This is a genomic window from Guptibacillus hwajinpoensis (assembly GCF_020171785.1).
GTDB lineage: Bacteria > Bacillota > Bacilli > Bacillales > Guptibacillaceae > Guptibacillus > Guptibacillus sedimenti.
The window spans coordinates 160,605-179,207 of the sequence record NZ_JAIVAE010000009.1 but is presented as its reverse complement, the minus strand read 5'-3'; the positions used below and the strand labels follow the sequence as shown (position 1 = coordinate 179,207).

Sequence of the window (18,603 nt, the reverse complement as noted above, 5' to 3'; positions counted from 1 at the left end):
CCATAGAAAAACCCGGTCCTTTGACCGGGTTCGAAATCTATAAGTAGGATTTTATTGCATTCCAGACATCCTCTTTTCCCTGTCCAGTATGAGAAGAAAATGTAACGAGTCGATCTGTTGGTTCAATTTTTAATGTCTGACTTACAACTTTTAAATGTTTTTGCCATTTCCCTTTAGGGATCTTATCCGATTTTGTCGCTACGACAATCACCGGAATTTCATAGTGCTTTAACCAATCGTACATTACCACGTCGTCATTTGAAGGGGCATGGCGTAAATCTACGATTTGGATGACTGCTTTTAACTGATCGCGATCAGTTAAATAGGTTTCGATCATTTTGCCCCAGGCATCTCTTTCTTTCTTAGATACCTTAGCAAATCCGTAACCGGGCACATCAACAAAATACAAACGTTCATTAATAAGATAAAAATTAAGCGTCTGGGTTTTACCAGGTTTTTGAGAAGTTCTAGCAAGGTTCTTACGATTAATCAGTGTATTAATAAGCGAAGATTTCCCAACGTTTGATCGTCCGGCTAAGCCAATCTCTGGCAAGCCTTCTACTGGGTACTGTTCTGGTTTAACAGCACTGATAATAAAATCTGATTTTGTTACTTTCATTTGTTCTCCCCCACAAGTGCGGTTTTTAACACTTCGTCCAGATGTGACACTGGAAGGAATGTTAAATCTTTGCGAATGCTTTCTGGAATATCATCCAGATCTTTCTCATTTTCTTTCGGCATAATAATTGTTGTTAATCCAGCACGGTGAGCACTAAGGGACTTTTCCTTTAGTCCACCAATCGGAAGAACTCGTCCTCGAAGCGTGATTTCTCCTGTCATCCCTACGTCTCTTCGAACTGCCTTACCCGTTAACGCAGATACAAGGGCTGTAGCGATTGTAATTCCCGCAGAAGGACCATCTTTAGGTGTAGCACCTTCTGGAACATGGATGTGGATATCGTTCGTTTCATGGAATGTTGGATCAATCGAGAGCTCTTCAGATTTCGAGCGAATGTAGCTGAACGCAGCCTGTGCTGATTCCTTCATCACATCCCCTAGCTTGCCTGTTAAGATCAATTTGCCTTTTCCTGGCGAGAGGGATACTTCAATTGCTAACGTATCTCCTCCTGCGGTTGTATAAGCGAGCCCTGTCGCTGTACCAACTTGATCTTCTTTTTCAGCCTCACCATAACGGAACTTCGGATGACCTAGCAACTCTTCCAGCATTGTTTCAGTAACGATAACTCGTTTTTTCTTCCCTGATACAATTATTTTTGTTGCTTTCCGGCAAACCGTTGCAATTTGACGTTCTAGGTTACGCACCCCAGCTTCTCGTGTATAATGACGAACTAGCTTATAAAGACTCTCTTCTCTAATTTGGAGATTCCCTTTTTTCAACCCATGTTCTTCAAGTTGCCTAGGAACAAGGTAGTTTTTAGCAATGTTCACTTTTTCAATTTCCGTATATCCTGCAATTTGAATCACTTCCATTCGATCAAGAAGTGGCTCAGGAATTGTTGAAAGGTTATTTGCAGTTGTCACAAACATCACTTTTGAAAGGTCATAAGGTTCTTCAATATAGTGGTCACTAAACGTATTATTTTGCTGCGGATCCAACACTTCCAATAATGCTGAAGATGGATCACCACGGAAATCATTCGACATTTTGTCGATTTCATCCAATAGGAAGACCGGATTGACAGTACCCGCTTTTTTCATGCCACGGATAATACGACCAGGCATCGCACCAACGTAAGTTCTACGATGTCCACGAATTTCTGCTTCATCACGTACACCACCGAGAGAAATTCGAACAAACTCACGGCCAATTGACCGTGCAACAGATCTTGCAAGTGATGTTTTCCCAACTCCTGGTGGTCCAACAAGACAAAGAATCGGTCCTTTTAACGACTTTGTAAGCTGCTGAACGGCAAGGTATTCGAGCACTCTTTCTTTCACTTTCTCGAGACCATAATGGTCCTCATCGAGAATTTTTTCAGCATGATTAATGTCAAGATTATCTGTTGTCTCATTGGACCAAGGCACTTGTATTAACCAATCGATATAGTTCCGAATGACAGAACTTTCAGCAGAGCTCTGTGGAATCTTTTCATAACGATCTAGCTCTTTATATGCCATTTCCTGAACGTTTTCAGGCATATCGGCTTCCTCAATTTTTTCCTTTAAAGTAGCAATTTCACCAGTTTTGCCTTCTTTTTCACCAAGTTCTTTTTGAATAGCCTTCATTTGTTCACGAAGGTAGTACTCTTTTTGTGTTTTCTCCATTGAGCGCTTTACACGTTGGCCAATTTTCTTTTCAAGATCAATTACATCTTTTTCATTTTGAAGAATTTCAATCAACTTATTCAATCGTTCATGTGAACTATACGTTTCGAGAATTTCTTGTTTTTGGCGAATCTTTAAAGAGAGGTGAGAAGCAATAATATCAGCTAATCGCCCCGGCTGTTCAATATCACTCACTGAAGCAAATGTTTCCGCCGTCACCTTTTTTGAAACTTTAATGTATTGTTCAAACAAATCAAGCACTGTGCGCATTAACGCTTCGTCTTCCACATTCATATCAGCACTTTCATCGATTTGTTCGATCTCAACTTCGTAAAATTCTTCTGTATCTTTAAACTCAATAATCTTGCCTCGCTGAAGTCCTTCAACGAGTACGCGGATTGTACCATTTGGTAATTTCAACATTTGCTTTACAGTAGCAAGTGTTCCAATTTCATAAATATCCTTTACTTCAGGTGTTTCTATCTCCACTTCTTTTTGTGTAGAGAGAAAAATCTTTTGATCATCCATCATGACCTTTTCAAGTGCTTGAACCGACTTATCCCGGCCTACATCGAGATGAAGAACCATTGAGGGATAAACAAGCAATCCTCTTAAAGGTAGCAATGGTAATGTTTTATGTTCATTTTTCAATCATGGCACCTCCAGACAACAAACTATAAAAACGTTATGAAAATCATTTTTAATCCGAGCTTATACTATTGATAAGTTGTACTTCATTGTATCCTAAGTTTCTTCTACTTGTCTAATCATCCCTGCTCAAACTCTAAAAAAACTTATATCCATCAGGAAACTTACTACGTAAAAATAGTAGCAATTTCTTCCTTAAAATGAAAACCGTTTAGGCAATTCGATGTGTAACCGTTGCATAGAAAACTAGATGGATCACTATTGCAAAAAGAAAAACCCCGCCCGTTAACTTCCTGGCTGGGATTTTCCAATAACAATGGAAGGGAATTCTTGGGGTTTTCCAGTTTCAAACGCAGCATCAAACACTTCCGAGAGATGTGTAACGGCTACAACTTTAATACCTTTAATTATTTGCAACATTTCCTCATCGTTTTCTTTCGGAATAAGCGCTAGTTCAGCTCCGGCATCACGCGCAGCCGTAACTTTTGCAAAAACACCGCCTACTGGCTTAACAAACCCATGAATACTAATTTCACCCGTCATCGCAATTTTATTACTAACAGGAGTTCCTTTAATTGCTGAGTAGATCCCTGTTGCAATGGCTACACCTGCTGATGGACCATCTACAGGTACTCCTCCAGGAAAATTAATATGTAACTGATAAGCGTCTACAGGAATGCCCATGGACTTTAATACAGTCATCACATTTTCTACGGAAGATTTGGCTAAACTTTTTCTTCGTATGGACTTTGATTGATTTCCGATGCTTTCTTCTTCTACAATTCCTGTAATGGTAACGGAACCTTCTTTTTCTAATTTTCCTTTAACTGCCGTGACCTCAATCTCAAGTAACGCACCAGTATTAGGTCCATAAACCGCCAGCCCGTTCACAACACCTACAGCCGGATAAAGCGGTACTTTTCTTTCAGGTCGAGGCGAAAGCCGACTCGCATGGACGACCCATTCCATGTCGGTAGCCGTTATCCGATCACGGTTTTCTGTAATGGCTAGTCCAGCTGCTATTTGCATTAAATTAACTGCTTCGCGCCCATTCCTAGCATATCGACTTACTCGTTCAATTCCATCTTCATCAAGAGTTAAATTTAGCTTTTTGGCTGCTCTCGTTGCAATTCGTGCGATTTCATCCTGACTTAGCTCACGAAAATATACTTCCATACATCTTGAACGAATAGCAGGGGGAATGTCGTCAGGTGTTCTTGTTGTAGCTCCGATCATCCTAAAATCTGCTGGTAGTCCGTTTTGAAAGATATCGTGTATGTGATTCGGAATCGTTGTGTTTTCTTCATTATAATAAGCACTCTCAAGATAAACTTTACGATCCTCAAGCACCTTCAATAACTTATTCATTTGGATCGAATGAAGCTCTCCTATTTCGTCAATAAAAAGAATACCGCCATGAGCATTCGTAACTGCTCCTTGCTTCGGCTGAGGAATACCCGCTTGTCCCATCGCTCCTGCACCTTGGTATATAGGATCATGAACAGAACCGATTAATGGATCCGCTATCCCTCTCTCATCAAACCTGGCCGTCGTTGCATCCAACTCTACAAAGACAGCGGACTGTTTAAAAGGTGTTCTCCGATTACGTTTCGCTTCTTCCAATACAAGTCTTGCTGCTGCCGTCTTTCCTACTCCAGGGGGGCCATAAATGATAACGTGCTGTGGATTTGGCCCACAGATCGCAGCCCTTAACGTACGAATTCCTTCTTCCTGACCAACGATTTCTGAAAAGCCTGTAGGGCGAATACGCTCTGATAACGGTTCGCTTAAAGAAATGCTTCTTAATCGACGTAAATGCTCCATTTCTTTTCGTGATTCTTTATCTATAGAAACCTTTTGAGTTCGCTGATTCCGAAGTAAATTCCAGAAATACAATCCTATGACAATCCCAAAAAACAATTGTATTGCTAGTGCTATCCCTGTCCAATTCATACTTCTACCTCCTGATGATTGATCAATAGCACTAGTATCTCCTCAGCATAGGTTCCATAAACCGGAAATGAACAAAATGACTAGCCGAAAGTTAGCATTCAACCCACTAAGTGTAAGACCGAGAAGGATATCATGTTAATTTAGGAGGAGCTATACATACAAAAAAACCAACCACACTTTAGTGGTTGGTTTTTAGATTAAGCACTCTCTTTTGGCGATTTCTTGTCTTCATCGATGACTGAACCATCTTCAAGGATTAATTTAGGTGTCGTTTTTTCGCTTACTGTAGAAGCAGATAATACGCACTTTTTAATTTCATCACGTGAAGGAAGATCATACATGACATCAAGCATAATGCCCTCAATAATGGAACGAAGTCCACGCGCACCTGTTTTACGTTCAATTGCCTGTTTCGCAATTTCAACAAGTGCATCATCTTCAAATTCAAGCTCAACATCATCAAGTTCAAGAAGCTTTTGATATTGTTTAACAAGCGCATTCTTAGGTTTAGTAAGAATTTCAACAAGTGCTTCTTCATCAAGCGGCTCAAGGCTTCCAATAACAGGAAGACGGCCGATGAATTCAGGAATAAGTCCAAAGCGTAGTAAATCTTCTGGAAGAACTTTACCTAGATATTCACCAGGTTTGAGATCCTCTTGTTTCGCTTCACCACTAAATCCGATAATCTTCTTACCAAGTCGACGCTTAATAATTTGCTCAATTCCGTCAAATGCCCCACCACAAATAAAGAGAATATTTGTTGTATCAATTTGAATAAATTCTTGATGTGGATGTTTTCGGCCACCCTGTGGAGGTACGCTAGCTGTTGTACCTTCAAGAATTTTAAGAAGGGCCTGTTGAACACCTTCACCAGATACATCACGTGTGATCGATGGATTTTCCGACTTACGAGCTACCTTATCAATTTCATCGATGTAGATAATTCCTTTTTCGGCTTTCTCCACATCGTAATCCGCTGCTTGGATTAGCTTAAGAAGAATGTTCTCAACATCCTCACCAACATAACCAGCTTCTGTTAACGACGTAGCGTCTGCAATAGCAAAAGGTACGTTTAGAATTCTAGCCAGCGTTTGTGCAAGTAATGTTTTACCACTACCGGTCGGTCCGATGAGAGCAATGTTACTTTTTGCCAACTCTACATCATCAGGTTTCGAAGATGCATTGATTCGCTTATAGTGATTGTAAACAGCTACTGATAATGACTTTTTAGCCTTCTCCTGTCCAATGACATAGTCATCAAGAATCTGGCAAATTTCATGAGGTTTCGGTACTTCTTTGAAATCCACCTCTTCTTCAGTTCCAAGCTCTTCTTCAACGATTTCAGTGCAAAGTTCAATACACTCATCACAGATATAGACACCTGGTCCTGCAACTAACTTACGGACTTGATCCTGTGTTTTACCACAGAATGAACACTTAAGTTGTCCTTTTTCATCGTTAAATTTAAACATGAATTCACCCCTAACCTTTGATCTCGATGAAACCCGAGTAGGTCTATCTGGAAAAGGATCTCCGTCTGTTCATTCGAACTCTGATTATCAAAAGCAATCATAACGGTTATCCACCACTGGTTTCTCATCCTATTTATGTACTGAAATTGTATCATATAACACAAAAGGATACGAAGTAAAACGACTCTTTATAGCTTATTATGTATCGAGTGATTGTCTTACTACTATGTTTAGCAACTTCGTGTCATTTCATTACTACTTCTTTTTGTAAAAACAAGGCGCAATTAAGCGCCTTGTTCAAAATAAGCCAGTCTATTAGCTTGAATTATGCTTTTTTACTGTTATCTACAAGAACATCAATTGCTTTACGAATGCGTAGGTCACCTTTAAGTGCATCAGTGCCACCTTGCATCGTTAACATGGAACGAATTTGTTCTTCTTCCATGTTGTACATTGCAGCCATTTTAGAAAGTTCTTCGTTTACTTCTTCTTCAGAAACTTCCACGTTTTCAGCATCTGCAATCGCTTCAAGCGTTAAGTTTGTACGTACGCGCTTTTCAGCGTCTTCTTGCATTTGTTCGCGAAGAGCTTTCTCATCTTGTCCGGAGAACTGGTAGTACATTTCAAGGTTCATGCCTTGCTGTTGTAGACGCTGCTCAAATTCTTGAAGCATGCGATCTACTTCTGCATCTACCATTGCAGATGGAAGATCAATTTCACTGTTTTCAGCAGCTTTTTCAATCAACGAGTCTTTCTTTTGAACGTCAGCATCTTCTGCTTTTTGTTTTTCAAGATTTTCTTTCGTTGTTTTCTTAAGCTCATCAAGCGTTTCAACTTCTTCATTTACGTCTTTAGCGAACTCATCATCAAGCTCAGGAAGCTCCTTGCGCTTAATGTCATGAATTTTCACTTTAAAAGTAGCTTCTTGTCCAGCAAGATTTTCAGCATGGTACTCTTCAGGGAAAGTTACTTTAACTTCCTTCTCAGCGCCAGCTTTCTCACCAATCAATTGCTCTTCAAAACCAGGGATGAAAGTGTTAGAGCCAATTTCTAATGAATAGTTATCGCCTTTTCCACCTTCAAATGGTTCTTCACCAAGGAAACCTTCGAAGTCAATAACAGCAGTATCGCCTTCTTGAAGCTCGCCATCTTCAACTACTACAAGCTCAGCTTGCTTTTCTTGAAGTGACTTAAGCTCAGCTTCCACTTCTTCATCTGTAACATTAGTGTCTTGTTCTTCTACTTCAAGACCTTTGTATTCGCCAAGTTTCACTTCAGGCTTAACCGTTACAGTTGCTTTAAAGATCAAGTTTTGACCTTTTTCCATTTGCTCAACGTCAACTTCAGGACGATCAACTGGCTCGATACCAGATTCGTCAATTGCTTCTGAATAAGCTTTAGGAAGAATAATATCAAGAGCATCTTGATAAAGAGATTCTACACCAAAACGTTTTTCAAAAAGAGAACGTGGCATTTTTCCTTTACGGAATCCAGGAACGTTAACCTGTTTTACAACTTTTTTGAATGCTTCATCAAGCGCATTATTTACCTCAGCAGCGTCTACCTCAACAGTAAGGACGCCCTGGTTACCTTCAAGCTTTTCCCAATTTGCAGTCATTTACACATTACCTCCAACAATAAATATATTTCCACTAATCGAGCGTTTAAAAAAGATGACGCCTTTTGGAGTATAAAAGCGTCTACTGTCTTTTAAACGGTCTCTTTTACTAGTAAATATGGGTTTGCAACTATTGTATTATAACATAGAACAGCGAGTTTTCAACACATACGGCGTGAATGAAAACCGTTTAGCCATAGTACAGCTTAACGATAATGACGCGTTAGCGCAAGCAAAACCATTTCGTTTCCATGTATTACTATTCGAATGGCCGATAAAAGGGTTGATTCTCAATATTCATGATTCGATTCGCAGCTACTTCGAACTCGGAAGGCTTTACTTCGTAAAACATACGTAGATCTTCATTTGTTACGTCTTCACCGTTCATTTCAGCTGCAACCTTATGGACAGCAGCTGCCCATACTGAACTATTTGAAGGTTCTGCTTCAAATGGTGTAATGGCAAATAAATAGTGCCACCAAATTTGCATGCACATTTCAAATAGTGCAGGATTCCCCTGCTCGACAACATCAGAGAGCTTGGATTTCACACTTAAGGAGAAATCTTGTAAAAAGATATCCTTTAATGTAGCTGGATTCACCTTGATTTCTCTTCCAAACTTATGTACGACAACTTCTTGATCCAATTCCTTTTCTCTCAATACTTGTAAAACAAGACTTTTTAGAAGAGGATCCTTGTTTGTTGCATTTAAATATGTAAGATATACGGGGAGAGACTTTTGTTCATCCACAGTGCTTAATTTTTGAATGGCTAACCACTGTTTTTCCGTCTTATCGCTCTCCAAATAATCAATGAGCTTGTCAACATCTTCCTCGTGACCAGCATCATAATCAGCCTCAGAATCAAGGTCATAGCTTGTCATTTGTCTGCTAAAATGTAGCAGCTGGTAGAGCGACTCCGCAATGTTAGACGGAAGTTGATTTTCTTGTAATACTGCTTCGATCATCGTAACTACTTTCTGATACTTTCCAAGCTGAACTAAAATTGATATGTATACTTGAAAAATGTCGTAATAGTCCCCGATCCCCTGCTGCATCATTGTTTCACAGCGTTCAGACGCTTCACTCAAATTGCCCATCTCCACTAGGCTTAAAACCATTCCAAAATGCCCCTGTGGATGTTCCGGCTCAATTTCAAGTAGCTGACTAAAATGTTCATGCGCTTTTGTTATTTCTTTAGCTTTTAGTGCTGCCATTCCTTTTTCGACAAGCTTACCTGCCACGTTTGGAAAATAAACTATTTTCCTTTCATCCTTTTCTTTATCCATGACGTAATCGCTCCACTCTCTTATATTCTCTATTAAAAGAGTTTACAGCAGGAAAGGCGCAGCTACGATTAGATATCAGTTTATCAGTATCCACCTGTAAACTCAAGCTGAAGCACGCTACCGGAATCTGAAATCCTTATATCTGTTTACTTATGATTGCTGTAAAAGTCCATTAGCAACATCAGATATACAAAAAAAGCCATTCTATCACAAAGGATAAATGCCTTTAAAGAAAACATATAATGGTGTCCCAGGCAGGATTCGAACCTGCGACCCACAGCTTAGAAGGCTGTTGCTCTATCCTGCTGAGCTACTGGGACATTGTTAGTATAAATCAATTCAGTTTCTAGCGACATGTATTACTATATCGAATCACATTAGTAAAGTCAATAGGAAACAATAGAAAAAAAACACAGCATGCGCTGCGTTTTTTTCTATTATGAAAGAGTAAACGTTGAGGAAATTTCCTCAATCACTTTTCCATTTTCATCATGGTATGTGACTTCAATTGCATCACTCGTCCACTCCACAATCGCGTAAGTTTGAATAGCGGGTTTTCTCGGAAGTTTCACACTGCCTGGATTAAGGTAAAGCGTACCATCTTCGAATACTGTTAACACTTCATGCGAATGACCAAAGCAAACTAAATCTGCCTGAGCTTCTTTTGCTTTATAGTGCAATTTCATTAAGCTCATCTTTACATTATACAAGTGGCCGTGCGTAGTGAAAATAGTTTTATTTCCCACCGTTCGTACTAACTCATCTGGATAGCGGTCATCAAAGTCACAATTCCCTCTGACTCTTACCTGGAACGGAAGCATCTCCTCAGCATCATAATCAAATTCAGAGTCTCCACAGTGGATCATACAGTCCACTTCATGCTTATGGCGTTCTACCAGATGGTGTAATTCTTCATTAGAGCTATGATTATCACTTACAACTAGTACTTTCACATTACGCCACCTCTTTTCATTAAAATAATTCCTTAAACACCTCTTCTAAACGATCGAGTGCTTGCCCCCTATGAGAAATCGCATTTTTCTCTTCAGGAGAAAGTTCAGCCATCGTTTTATCATAAGAAGGAACGTAGAAAATCGGGTCATAGCCAAATCCATAGCTTCCAGAACGTTCAAACGTAATCATGCCACTGCACGTCCCCGAGAAAATTTCTGTGTTTTGACCTGGTATGGCTACTGCGAGGACACATTGAAAGGAGGCGTGTCGCTTTTCTTTAGGAACATCTTTCATTTCCATTAATACTTTATCAATGTTTGCCTCATCATCTTTTTCTGGTCCTGAATAACGAGCAGAATACACGCCTGGGTCTCCATCAAGTGCATCGATAACAAGTCCTGAGTCATCAGCAATAACAGGCTGATTTGTCAGCTTCATGATTGCTTCCGCTTTTAAAACTGCATTTTCAGCGAATGTACTGCCTGTTTCAGCTACATCCGGAGAGTTTTCAATGTCAAGTAAAGAAAGAACACTCAGCTCATCAGATTCAAACCTCCGCTTAAATTCTTTTACTTTGCCCTTATTTTGCGTCGCAATAAGCAGTTTACGCATCTGCTGATGATGCCTCCTTTATCTTAGTCGCAAAGTCTCCGATTACTTCAGCTTGTGTGTTAATTAATTCTTCCACACCAGTTTTTCCAAGTGCAAGCATTTCATTAAGTTGGTTCATGTTAAACGTTGCTTCTTCACCTGTACCCTGAAGTTCAACAAATTCTCCGCTTCCCGTCATCACAATATTCATGTCTACTTGAGCAGAAGCATCTTCTTTGTAACATAAATCTAATAAAGCTGAACCATTACGGTCAATGCCAACAGATGTAGCTGCAAGGAAGTTCGTTAACGGCATTTTCTTAATTTGCTTCCGATCCATTGCTTTTTCTACAGCTATTGCAAGAGCGACAAATGCTCCTGTAATGGAAGCTGTACGTGTTCCACCATCGGCTTGAATGACATCACAATCAATCCATATCGTGCGCTCACCAAGCGCTTCAAGGTTAACCACGGTTCGCAGCGCCCTTCCAATTAACCGCTGAATTTCCATCGTACGACCAGCCACTTTTCCTTTACTTGATTCTCTTATATTTCTCTGCTCAGTCGCACGCGGTAACATGGCATATTCAGCAGCAATCCACCCTTTGCCCTGTCCACGCATAAATGGAGGAACTCGATCTTCAATTGAGGCAGAGCAGATTACTTTTGTCTCGCCTACTGTAATTAAAACTGAACCCTCTGGATGTTTTATATAATCTCTTTCAATATGTACTTCTCTTAACTCATTTTTTTGACGCCCGTCAACTCTCATACTTGTCCTCCTATTAGCAACTCTTCCTTTTTCTCAACAACAATCATGTAGTCATTTACCTCTCTTAATAAACATAAAAAGAGGCAGTATCCCTGCCTCTACATCCTATCATATTCTATTTTAAAAACCCACTTTGTTAACGTCCTCTGGTCTTGAAACCGGCTCAGACAGAGCGTTTCCAGATTCATCAATCACTTCCGAATGGCCATCTACGGTTATTGCCACTTCTTTAATGTCTGCTTGTTCAGTTAACGATAAAACAAGACTATTTAACATATCTTGCTCGAGCACCATTTCTTCAGATCCTGTTAAAATCGCCTCATTGAAATCAAGTGTTAACAAACCATCCTCTTCATTAGCCCCCAATAACTTAATATCTTTAGAAAACTGACTAAATAATCCAGATTGCACAGGCGGCCCTTCCATTAAACCCTTCAATACTCCTCGTACATCATCAGAAACGCCTTCCATCCGCTTGGTTACTGGTACATAATAGGAGTAATCTTCATTTTGAGCCATGAAGTAGACTGTAATGTCTTCACTATTGGAAACATCCACAACATTGCCCATCTCATGATTTATACCATTTGCCCTGCTCACATTTTCTCCAATTGGCGTGCCATTAACGGGCATTTCTGTTTGATCATAACCATTGATTTGAATCTTCACGTTCTCTACACCATCAAATTGGGTAAGAGTCCATGTAACTGCTTCAAGAATTTGCTTCTCATTTTCAGCAGCATAGTCTTTAAACTCATTTGAAAAATCGACTACTAACGTTTTATCCATCTGGTCAATTCCTTGAACAACTGTACCTGCAGGTAACACTGCTTTAAACCCGTTAGGTAGCATTTCGGTTACTGGACCGTCCACCACGAGATATTCAAGCGCTTGTTTCGCAGCGCTTTCCACTGCAGGGAGCTGAAAACTTTGAGGCACTACCATCCCATTGGCATCCAGTAGATAAAGTTGACGGGTCGTCATTTCAGTCACTTCTTCAGAAGGTTCTTCACCAGTTGCTTCTTCTACCTCTCCTTCCTTAGTTGCGCCAGTTTCATTATCCTCCATCTGCTCCCCTTCATTAACATAATCGACCTTTGGAGGATCAATTTCCTTAAGTGACTTTTCAAAACCAAATCCACAGCCAGATATCGTTAGTATACATGAAAGCAACAATAGCGCGAATCCAATCCCGCGTAAACGCATAGCTATCCCTCCCCGGATGGTTTGTACTACCATTTATACGAGTTATATTTCAATTTATACCTGACTGTTGATAATTAGTTGTGTATCCATATTGAAAGGTAAAGGAATGAATGATTCGATTGTTCGTTATGAAGCTTAGTGATCAGGAATGTTTTAGAGCGTCATTCTAATTTTCTATAATAAAAACTCTAATCCAAAGTGGATTAGAGCTCAATACGTTTTACATTTTTCACAGGATATTCTAGCCAATGGCTCGCAATCCTTGTAAAATTATCTATCGATCCAGTTGTTAGAAAGGTATGGGAAGGTCGGTTATCACCAGTATATAGTAGCGAGCTATATTCTAAGATACCACTTACTTCATAAGCAGTTTCATCACCGGAACAAATAATAGTCGTCTCTTCTCCCATCACTGATTGAATAACCGGTTCTAACAATGGATAATGAGTACACCCGAGAATCAATGTGTCAATCCCTTTATGAAGCAGGGGAGAAAGGGTATTTCTAACAGTTTGGTAGGTTTCTTCACTGGATAGATTACCCGTTTCAACAAGAGGAACGAAAGGAGGACATGCAAGGCTTTCCACCTTAACATTGTCATCAATTGCTTTTAATGAATATTCATAAGCCCTACTTTTAATCGTGCCAGCTGTGCCGATAACCCCTATATACTTATTCGTTGTTTCTTTGATTGCACTTCTTGCTCCAGGATGAATCACGCCCCTTACTGGTATGTTGAGTTCATCTTGAATTTCTTTTAGAACGACTGCTGTAGCCGTATTGCATGCAATTATTAACATTTTAATTTGATATTTCTCAAGAAGATAATTTGTCATTTCCCACGTAAACTGCTTTACTTCAGGCGCAGTCCTAGGTCCGTATGGACACCTTGCCGTATCGCCTAAATAAACAATTTCTTCCTTTGGTAATTGACGCATTATCTCTCGAGCTACCGTTAAACCGCCAACTCCAGAATCGATAACCCCAATTGGTTTTTTCAAAACATTTCGCCTCTCTACTTACCGGTCCTATTCGTTTTTTTTCATTTCGTCATAAAGCAAATGCAAACTTTCTTCCAATGCTTTAACTTGATCACCTGAAAATTTTCGTGTAATCTTCTCCAAATAGACCTGTCTTTTATGAATAACTTTTTTAATAATGTCATTTCCCTTATCAAGTATATGAATTCGAACAACGCGACGATCGTGTGGGTCTTTGACTCGTTTTACTAGATCTGTTTTCTCCATTCGATCGACTAGATCCGTCGTAGTACTACAAGCAAGGTACATCTTATTTGATAGCTCACCAATGGTTAAATCTCCATATTCAGAAAGCCATTGGAGTGCTAGAAATTGAGGAGGTGTAATGGAGAATTCACTTAAAAGTTCACGTCCATTTTGCTTAATGATACCCGCCACCATCCGAAGTGATTTCTCTATATCAACAATCGAAGCTGGTTCTCTCGTTAATTCATGAGACATTCATTCTCCCCCTTATTTTATCCTATAGTCTATTTTGATTGTAGACGCAGTGAATTGCAAGAAGAGTGTTATACTTTCAGCTTCCTTTACCCATTCAATTTGTGCTAACTCGATCTCACACGCTATGAGACACTCATCAATTATTTTTTAGTCCCTGTTGAACACACATTAAAACGAAAAAAAGAGCTATAGTTTCCTATAGCTCTTCCGTTGCGAAATTTTCTTGTACATAGGTAACCACTTCTTCATTTGTTGCAAGTGAGAGAATGTGATCGATGTGCGAAGAAATTTCTTCTTTTGAAAGCTTCGTCATTTGACTTCTAGCAGGCAAAATTGACGTTGCACTCATGCTGAATTCATCTAGGCCAAGACCAAGAAGTATCGGAATCGCAATTTGATCTCCAGCCATTTCACCACACATACCAGCCCATTTACCTTCTTTATGAGCTGCGTCAATAACCATCTTAACAAGTCTAAGAATCGCAGGGTTATATGGTTGGTAAAGGTAAGAGACTTTTTGATTCATTCGGTCAGCAGCCATCGTATATTGAATAAGATCATTCGTTCCAACACTAAAGAAGTCAACTTCTTTAGCAAAAACGTCTGCCATAGCAGCAGTTGCTGGAATTTCAACCATCATTCCAATTTCGATTTCTTCTGAAACTTGGATTCCTTCACCAATTAGCTCCTCTTTAACAGTAAGAAGCATTTCTTTCGCCTGACGGAATTCACCAACAGTGGCGATCATAGGGAACATCACTTTAAGATTTCCAAACACACTAGCACGAAGAAGCGCGCGAAGCTGCGTACGGAAAATCTCTGTTTCTTCCAGGCAAAGGCGAATCGCACGGAACCCAAGGAAAGGATTCATTTCTTTTGGAAGGTTTAAGTAAGGTAGCTCTTTATCTCCACCAATATCAAGCGTACGGATGACAACGGGTTTGCCGTCCATTTTCTCAAGAACTTCTTTATAAGCATTGAACTGCTCTTCTTCTGAAGGTAATTCATTACGCCCCATATAAAGGAATTCAGTACGGTAAAGACCAACACCTTCGCCGCCATTTTCAAGAACTCCTTTTACATCTTCAGGTGTTCCAATGTTCGCAGCAAGTTCAACATGTTTTTCATCTTTTGTTGTCGTAGGCTCATTTACAAGCTTTGCCCATTCTTGCTTTTTGGCTTCGAAGTGTTCTTTTTTCTTCGTATATTGTGCGATTTCTTCTTCAGTAGGATCAACAATTACATTACCATCGATTCCATCAATGATCACGATCTTACCTTCTACATCTTCAGAAGTAATTGTTTTCGTTCCAACAACAGCCGGAATTTCCATTGAACGAGCCATGATGGCAGAGTGAGATGTTCTCCCACCAATATCAGTCGCAAATCCTTTAACAAACTGCTTGTTTAACTGAGCAGTGTCAGAAGGAGTAAGATCTTCTGCTAACACAATCACTTCATCTGTAATCGCTCCAGGAGAAGTAAACGTAACGCCTAGTAAATGAGCAAGCACACGTTTGGATACGTCACGAATATCAGCAGCACGTTCTTTCATGTACTCGTTATCCATATTTTCAAACATGCTAATAAACATATTCGAAACGTCGCTCATAGCACTTTCAGCATTTACGTTCTCGTTATTCACTTTATCTTTAACCGCATTCAACAACTCTGGATCAGATAAAACGAGAAGATGAGCAGCGAAAATCGCTGCTTTATCTTCCCCGAGCTGTTCATTGGCGTGGTTTTTTATTACTTCGAGTTCTTCTTTAGCACGATGAACGGCCGCTTCAAAACGTTCGATTTCAGCACCTGTATCAGAAATTGAAGTTTGTTCAATTTCAAGAGCCGGGTTTTCGAGTACGAACGCTTTCGCAATAGCTATCCCCGCAGAAGCGCCAATTCCAGTCAGCTGGTTAGACATTATTTGCCTAGACCTTCGTTTTCCATAACTTCAGTTAGTCCTGCAATCGCCTCATCAGCATCTGATCCTTCTGCTTTGATAGTGATTTCAGAGTTTTGTTGAATGCCAAGGCTCATTACGCCCATAATTGATTTAAGGTTTACAGACTTTCCGTTATAATCAAGCGTTACGTCAGAGCTATATTGACCTGCTTTGTTTACTAGTGCTGTTGCCGGACGTGCATGAATTCCTGATTCGCTTGTTACTGTGAAATTTTTCTCTGCCATTTTAAATTCCCTCTTTCAATTGTTATATTTTTTATTTTGATATTGTGATAATATCTTTGTCTTCCCGAGAAACAGTACCTTCTTTTGAAAGGTCAATCGTTTCTCCCTCTTCAAGGTTTGTGAACACAATAGGCGTGATTGTTGAGGTTGCATTTTCTTTAATATAAGCGAGATCAACTTTCATTAGCTTTTGGCCTTGTTTAATTTCATCACCTTCGCTAATAAATACTTCGAAACCTTCACCTTTGAGATTAACCGTATCAATTCCAACGTGAATTAGAATTTCACGACCATTAACAGACTCAATACCAATTGCATGCTTCGTTGGGAACACATTCATTATTTTGCCATCAACCGGTGCAACAATCAAGCCATCAGTTGGTTCAATCGCAAAACCGTCACCCATCATCTTACCAGAGAACACCTGATCAGGCACTTCCGTAATTGGCATGATTTTTCCTTCTAAAGGAGAGATGAGATGATCTTTTCCTTTAACACCAGAAGGTTTTTCAGTCTTTTCTTCTTTCTTCTGATCCTGAAGTGGTTTTGGTGTTTTCCCACTAATAATATCTCTAATCTGGCCTTTCAGCCCATCAGATTGCGTTCCAAAGATTGCCTGAATGTTATTTCCTACTTCCATAACACCTGAAGCACCAAGGCGTTTTAGACGTTTTTTATCAACTTCACCTTTATCTGCCACAGAAACACGCAGTCGCGTAATACAAGCATCTAGGTTCGTGATATTGCTTTCGCCACCAAGGGCTTGAAGCACATTGTAGGCTAGAGCAGTATTTTCTTGGCCGTCGTCTGCTATTTCATCTTCTTCATCTTCTTCACGTCCTGGCGTCATTAAGTTAAACTTACGAATCGCAAAACGGAAGCCGAAGTAGTAGATTAAAGCAAACACTAATCCTACCGGAATAACTAACCACCATGCTGTTCTACCTTGTAGAACTCCGAATAGAAGGAAGTCAATAACACCACCGGAGAAAGTCATACCAATTTTAACATCAAGTAATGCCATAGTCATAAAGGAAAGTCCTGCAAAAATAGCATGAATCCCGAAAAGAACTGGTGCAACGAATAAGAATGAGAACTCAAGTGGCTCAGTAATTCCTGTTAAGAAAGATGTCAGCGCAGCTGACCCCATAATACCCGCTACAACCGCTTTCTTTTCAGGTCTAGCTTCATGGTACATTGCAAGTGCTGCTGCAGGAAGTCCAAACATCATAAACGGGAATTTACCGGTCATGAACGTTCCAGCTGTAAGCTCAGCACCATCTTTTAATTGTTCAAAGAAAATCTTTTGATCTCCACGGATTATGTCACCAGCAGCATTTGTGTACTGCCCAAACTCAAACCAGAAAGGTGAGTAGAAAATGTGGTGAAGACCGAATGGAATCAATGAACGTTCAATGACACCGAACACAAATGCTGCAAGAGCAGGGTTCGCATCAAGCATGTTGTGAGAGAATGCATTTAGACCTGATTGAATTGGCGGCCAAACAAAAATCATGATGACGCCAAGTATCAAAGCTGAAACCGCCGTAGCGATTGGAACAAAACGTTTCCCAGCGAAGAAGCCAAGATATTGAGGAAGTTGAATATTATAATACCGTTTATACATAAAGGAGGCAAGAATACCGACAATTATCCCTCCAAATACCCCCGTTTGAAGAGTAGGTATCCCTAATACATTGGCATATGATGCGCTTTCAGCTACTTGATCAGCCGAAACGCCTTCAAGCACGCCCATCGTAATATTCATAACAAGGAAACCAACAATTGCGGCAATACCGGCAACTCCGTCTCCATCTGATAATCCAATCGCTACACCAACCGCAAATAGTAGAGCAAGGTTAGCGAATACAATCCCACCAGACTCTTCCATTACTGTAGCGAGAAGTTGAAACCATTCTGCGGACATGAATGGTAATTTTTCAAGCAATGTTGGGTTTTGGAAAGCATTACCAAAACCAAGTAGAAGACCAGCAGCAGGTAATATCGCCACTGGAAGCATTAGTGCTTTACCAACGCGTTGTAAAACCCCGAAAGCTTGTTTAAACATTTGTTTTCCTCCTTTTATTTTTCCCCCAAAGAATTTAAATATAAAAAAGGCATGAGTGGCGGTACGACAATTCAAT

The 18,603-nt window shown here is 40.0% G+C and carries 15 protein-coding genes and 1 tRNA gene; all 16 read right to left on the bottom strand.

Translation table 11 applies throughout. The features are described from left to right. Positions 1 to 37: 37 nt before the first annotated feature. The 16 genes from yihA to ptsG all read right to left on the bottom strand — a co-directional run bounded on the left by yihA (position 38) and on the right by ptsG (position 18,527). Positions 38 to 619, bottom strand: a complete 582-nt coding sequence (yihA, locus tag LCL91_RS14650; RefSeq protein ID WP_224883438.1) for a ribosome biogenesis GTP-binding protein YihA/YsxC — start codon at positions 617 to 619, stop codon at positions 38 to 40. Further along, on the bottom strand, positions 616 to 2,937 hold the full coding sequence (lon, locus tag LCL91_RS14645) for an endopeptidase La (protein WP_224883437.1): 2,322 nt from the start codon (positions 2,935 to 2,937) through the stop codon (positions 616 to 618). The genes yihA and lon overlap by 4 nt, the downstream gene beginning before the upstream one ends. A 282-nt stretch (positions 2,938 to 3,219) precedes the next feature. Continuing rightward, positions 3,220 to 4,887 (bottom strand): ATP-dependent protease LonB, encoded by a 1,668-nt coding sequence (gene lonB / locus LCL91_RS14640; protein ID WP_224883436.1) that lies wholly within the window; start codon positions 4,885 to 4,887, stop codon positions 3,220 to 3,222. 197 nt (positions 4,888 to 5,084) lie between these two features. After that, positions 5,085 to 6,359 carry an ATP-dependent protease ATP-binding subunit ClpX gene (clpX, locus tag LCL91_RS14635; protein ID WP_098444436.1) on the bottom strand — a complete coding sequence of 425 codons (1,275 nt, stop codon included), beginning with the start codon at positions 6,357 to 6,359 and terminating at the stop codon, positions 5,085 to 5,087. Positions 6,360 to 6,684: 325 nt separating this feature from the next. Beyond that, positions 6,685 to 7,977 (bottom strand): trigger factor, encoded by a 1,293-nt coding sequence (gene tig, locus LCL91_RS14630; RefSeq protein WP_224883435.1) that lies wholly within the window; start codon positions 7,975 to 7,977, stop codon positions 6,685 to 6,687. 259 nt (positions 7,978 to 8,236) lie between these two features. Continuing rightward, positions 8,237 to 9,265, bottom strand: coding sequence for a tetratricopeptide repeat protein (locus LCL91_RS14625; RefSeq protein ID WP_224883434.1), 1,029 nt, complete (start codon positions 9,263 to 9,265; stop codon positions 8,237 to 8,239). 243 nt (positions 9,266 to 9,508) lie between these two features. Next, positions 9,509 to 9,585 (bottom strand) — tRNA-Arg (locus tag LCL91_RS14620). A 117-nt stretch (positions 9,586 to 9,702) separates the two neighbouring features. Beyond that, a complete protein-coding gene (locus tag LCL91_RS14615) occupies positions 9,703 to 10,218 on the bottom strand; it encodes a metallophosphoesterase (RefSeq protein ID WP_224883433.1) in 516 nt (171 codons plus the stop codon). A 19-nt stretch (positions 10,219 to 10,237) separates the two neighbouring features. Beyond that, positions 10,238 to 10,831: an XTP/dITP diphosphatase gene (locus LCL91_RS14610; protein WP_224883432.1), complete on the bottom strand. Its 594-nt coding sequence runs from the start codon at positions 10,829 to 10,831 to the stop codon at positions 10,238 to 10,240. Beyond that, the gene (rph, locus tag LCL91_RS14605) at positions 10,824 to 11,582 is read right to left on the bottom strand and encodes a ribonuclease PH (protein ID WP_224883430.1); all 759 of its coding nucleotides are present in this window, start codon (positions 11,580 to 11,582) and stop codon (positions 10,824 to 10,826) included. The genes LCL91_RS14610 and rph overlap by 8 nt, the downstream gene beginning before the upstream one ends. Before the next feature lie 120 nt (positions 11,583 to 11,702). Further along, complete coding sequence (locus LCL91_RS14600) at positions 11,703 to 12,788, bottom strand: GerMN domain-containing protein (protein ID WP_224883427.1); 1,086 nt, start codon at positions 12,786 to 12,788, stop codon at positions 11,703 to 11,705. A 203-nt stretch (positions 12,789 to 12,991) separates the two neighbouring features. Continuing rightward, positions 12,992 to 13,789, bottom strand: a complete 798-nt coding sequence (racE, locus tag LCL91_RS14595; protein WP_224883425.1) for a glutamate racemase — start codon at positions 13,787 to 13,789, stop codon at positions 12,992 to 12,994. 27 nt (positions 13,790 to 13,816) lie between these two features. Next, a complete protein-coding gene (locus tag LCL91_RS14590; protein ID WP_224883424.1) occupies positions 13,817 to 14,269 on the bottom strand; it encodes a MarR family winged helix-turn-helix transcriptional regulator in 453 nt (150 codons plus the stop codon). 196 nt (positions 14,270 to 14,465) lie between these two features. Then, positions 14,466 to 16,193 carry a phosphoenolpyruvate--protein phosphotransferase gene (gene ptsP / locus LCL91_RS14585; RefSeq protein WP_224883423.1) on the bottom strand — a complete coding sequence of 576 codons (1,728 nt, stop codon included), beginning with the start codon at positions 16,191 to 16,193 and terminating at the stop codon, positions 14,466 to 14,468. Beyond that, entirely contained in the window at positions 16,193 to 16,459 is a 267-nt protein-coding gene (locus tag LCL91_RS14580; protein ID WP_098444446.1) for a phosphocarrier protein HPr, read from the bottom strand. Before LCL91_RS14580 ends, ptsP begins: the two co-directional genes overlap by 1 nt. A 31-nt stretch (positions 16,460 to 16,490) precedes the next feature. Beyond that, positions 16,491 to 18,527, bottom strand: a complete 2,037-nt coding sequence (gene ptsG, locus LCL91_RS14575; protein WP_224883422.1) for a glucose-specific PTS transporter subunit IIBC — start codon at positions 18,525 to 18,527, stop codon at positions 16,491 to 16,493. Between the last annotated feature and the right edge of the window lie 76 nt (positions 18,528 to 18,603).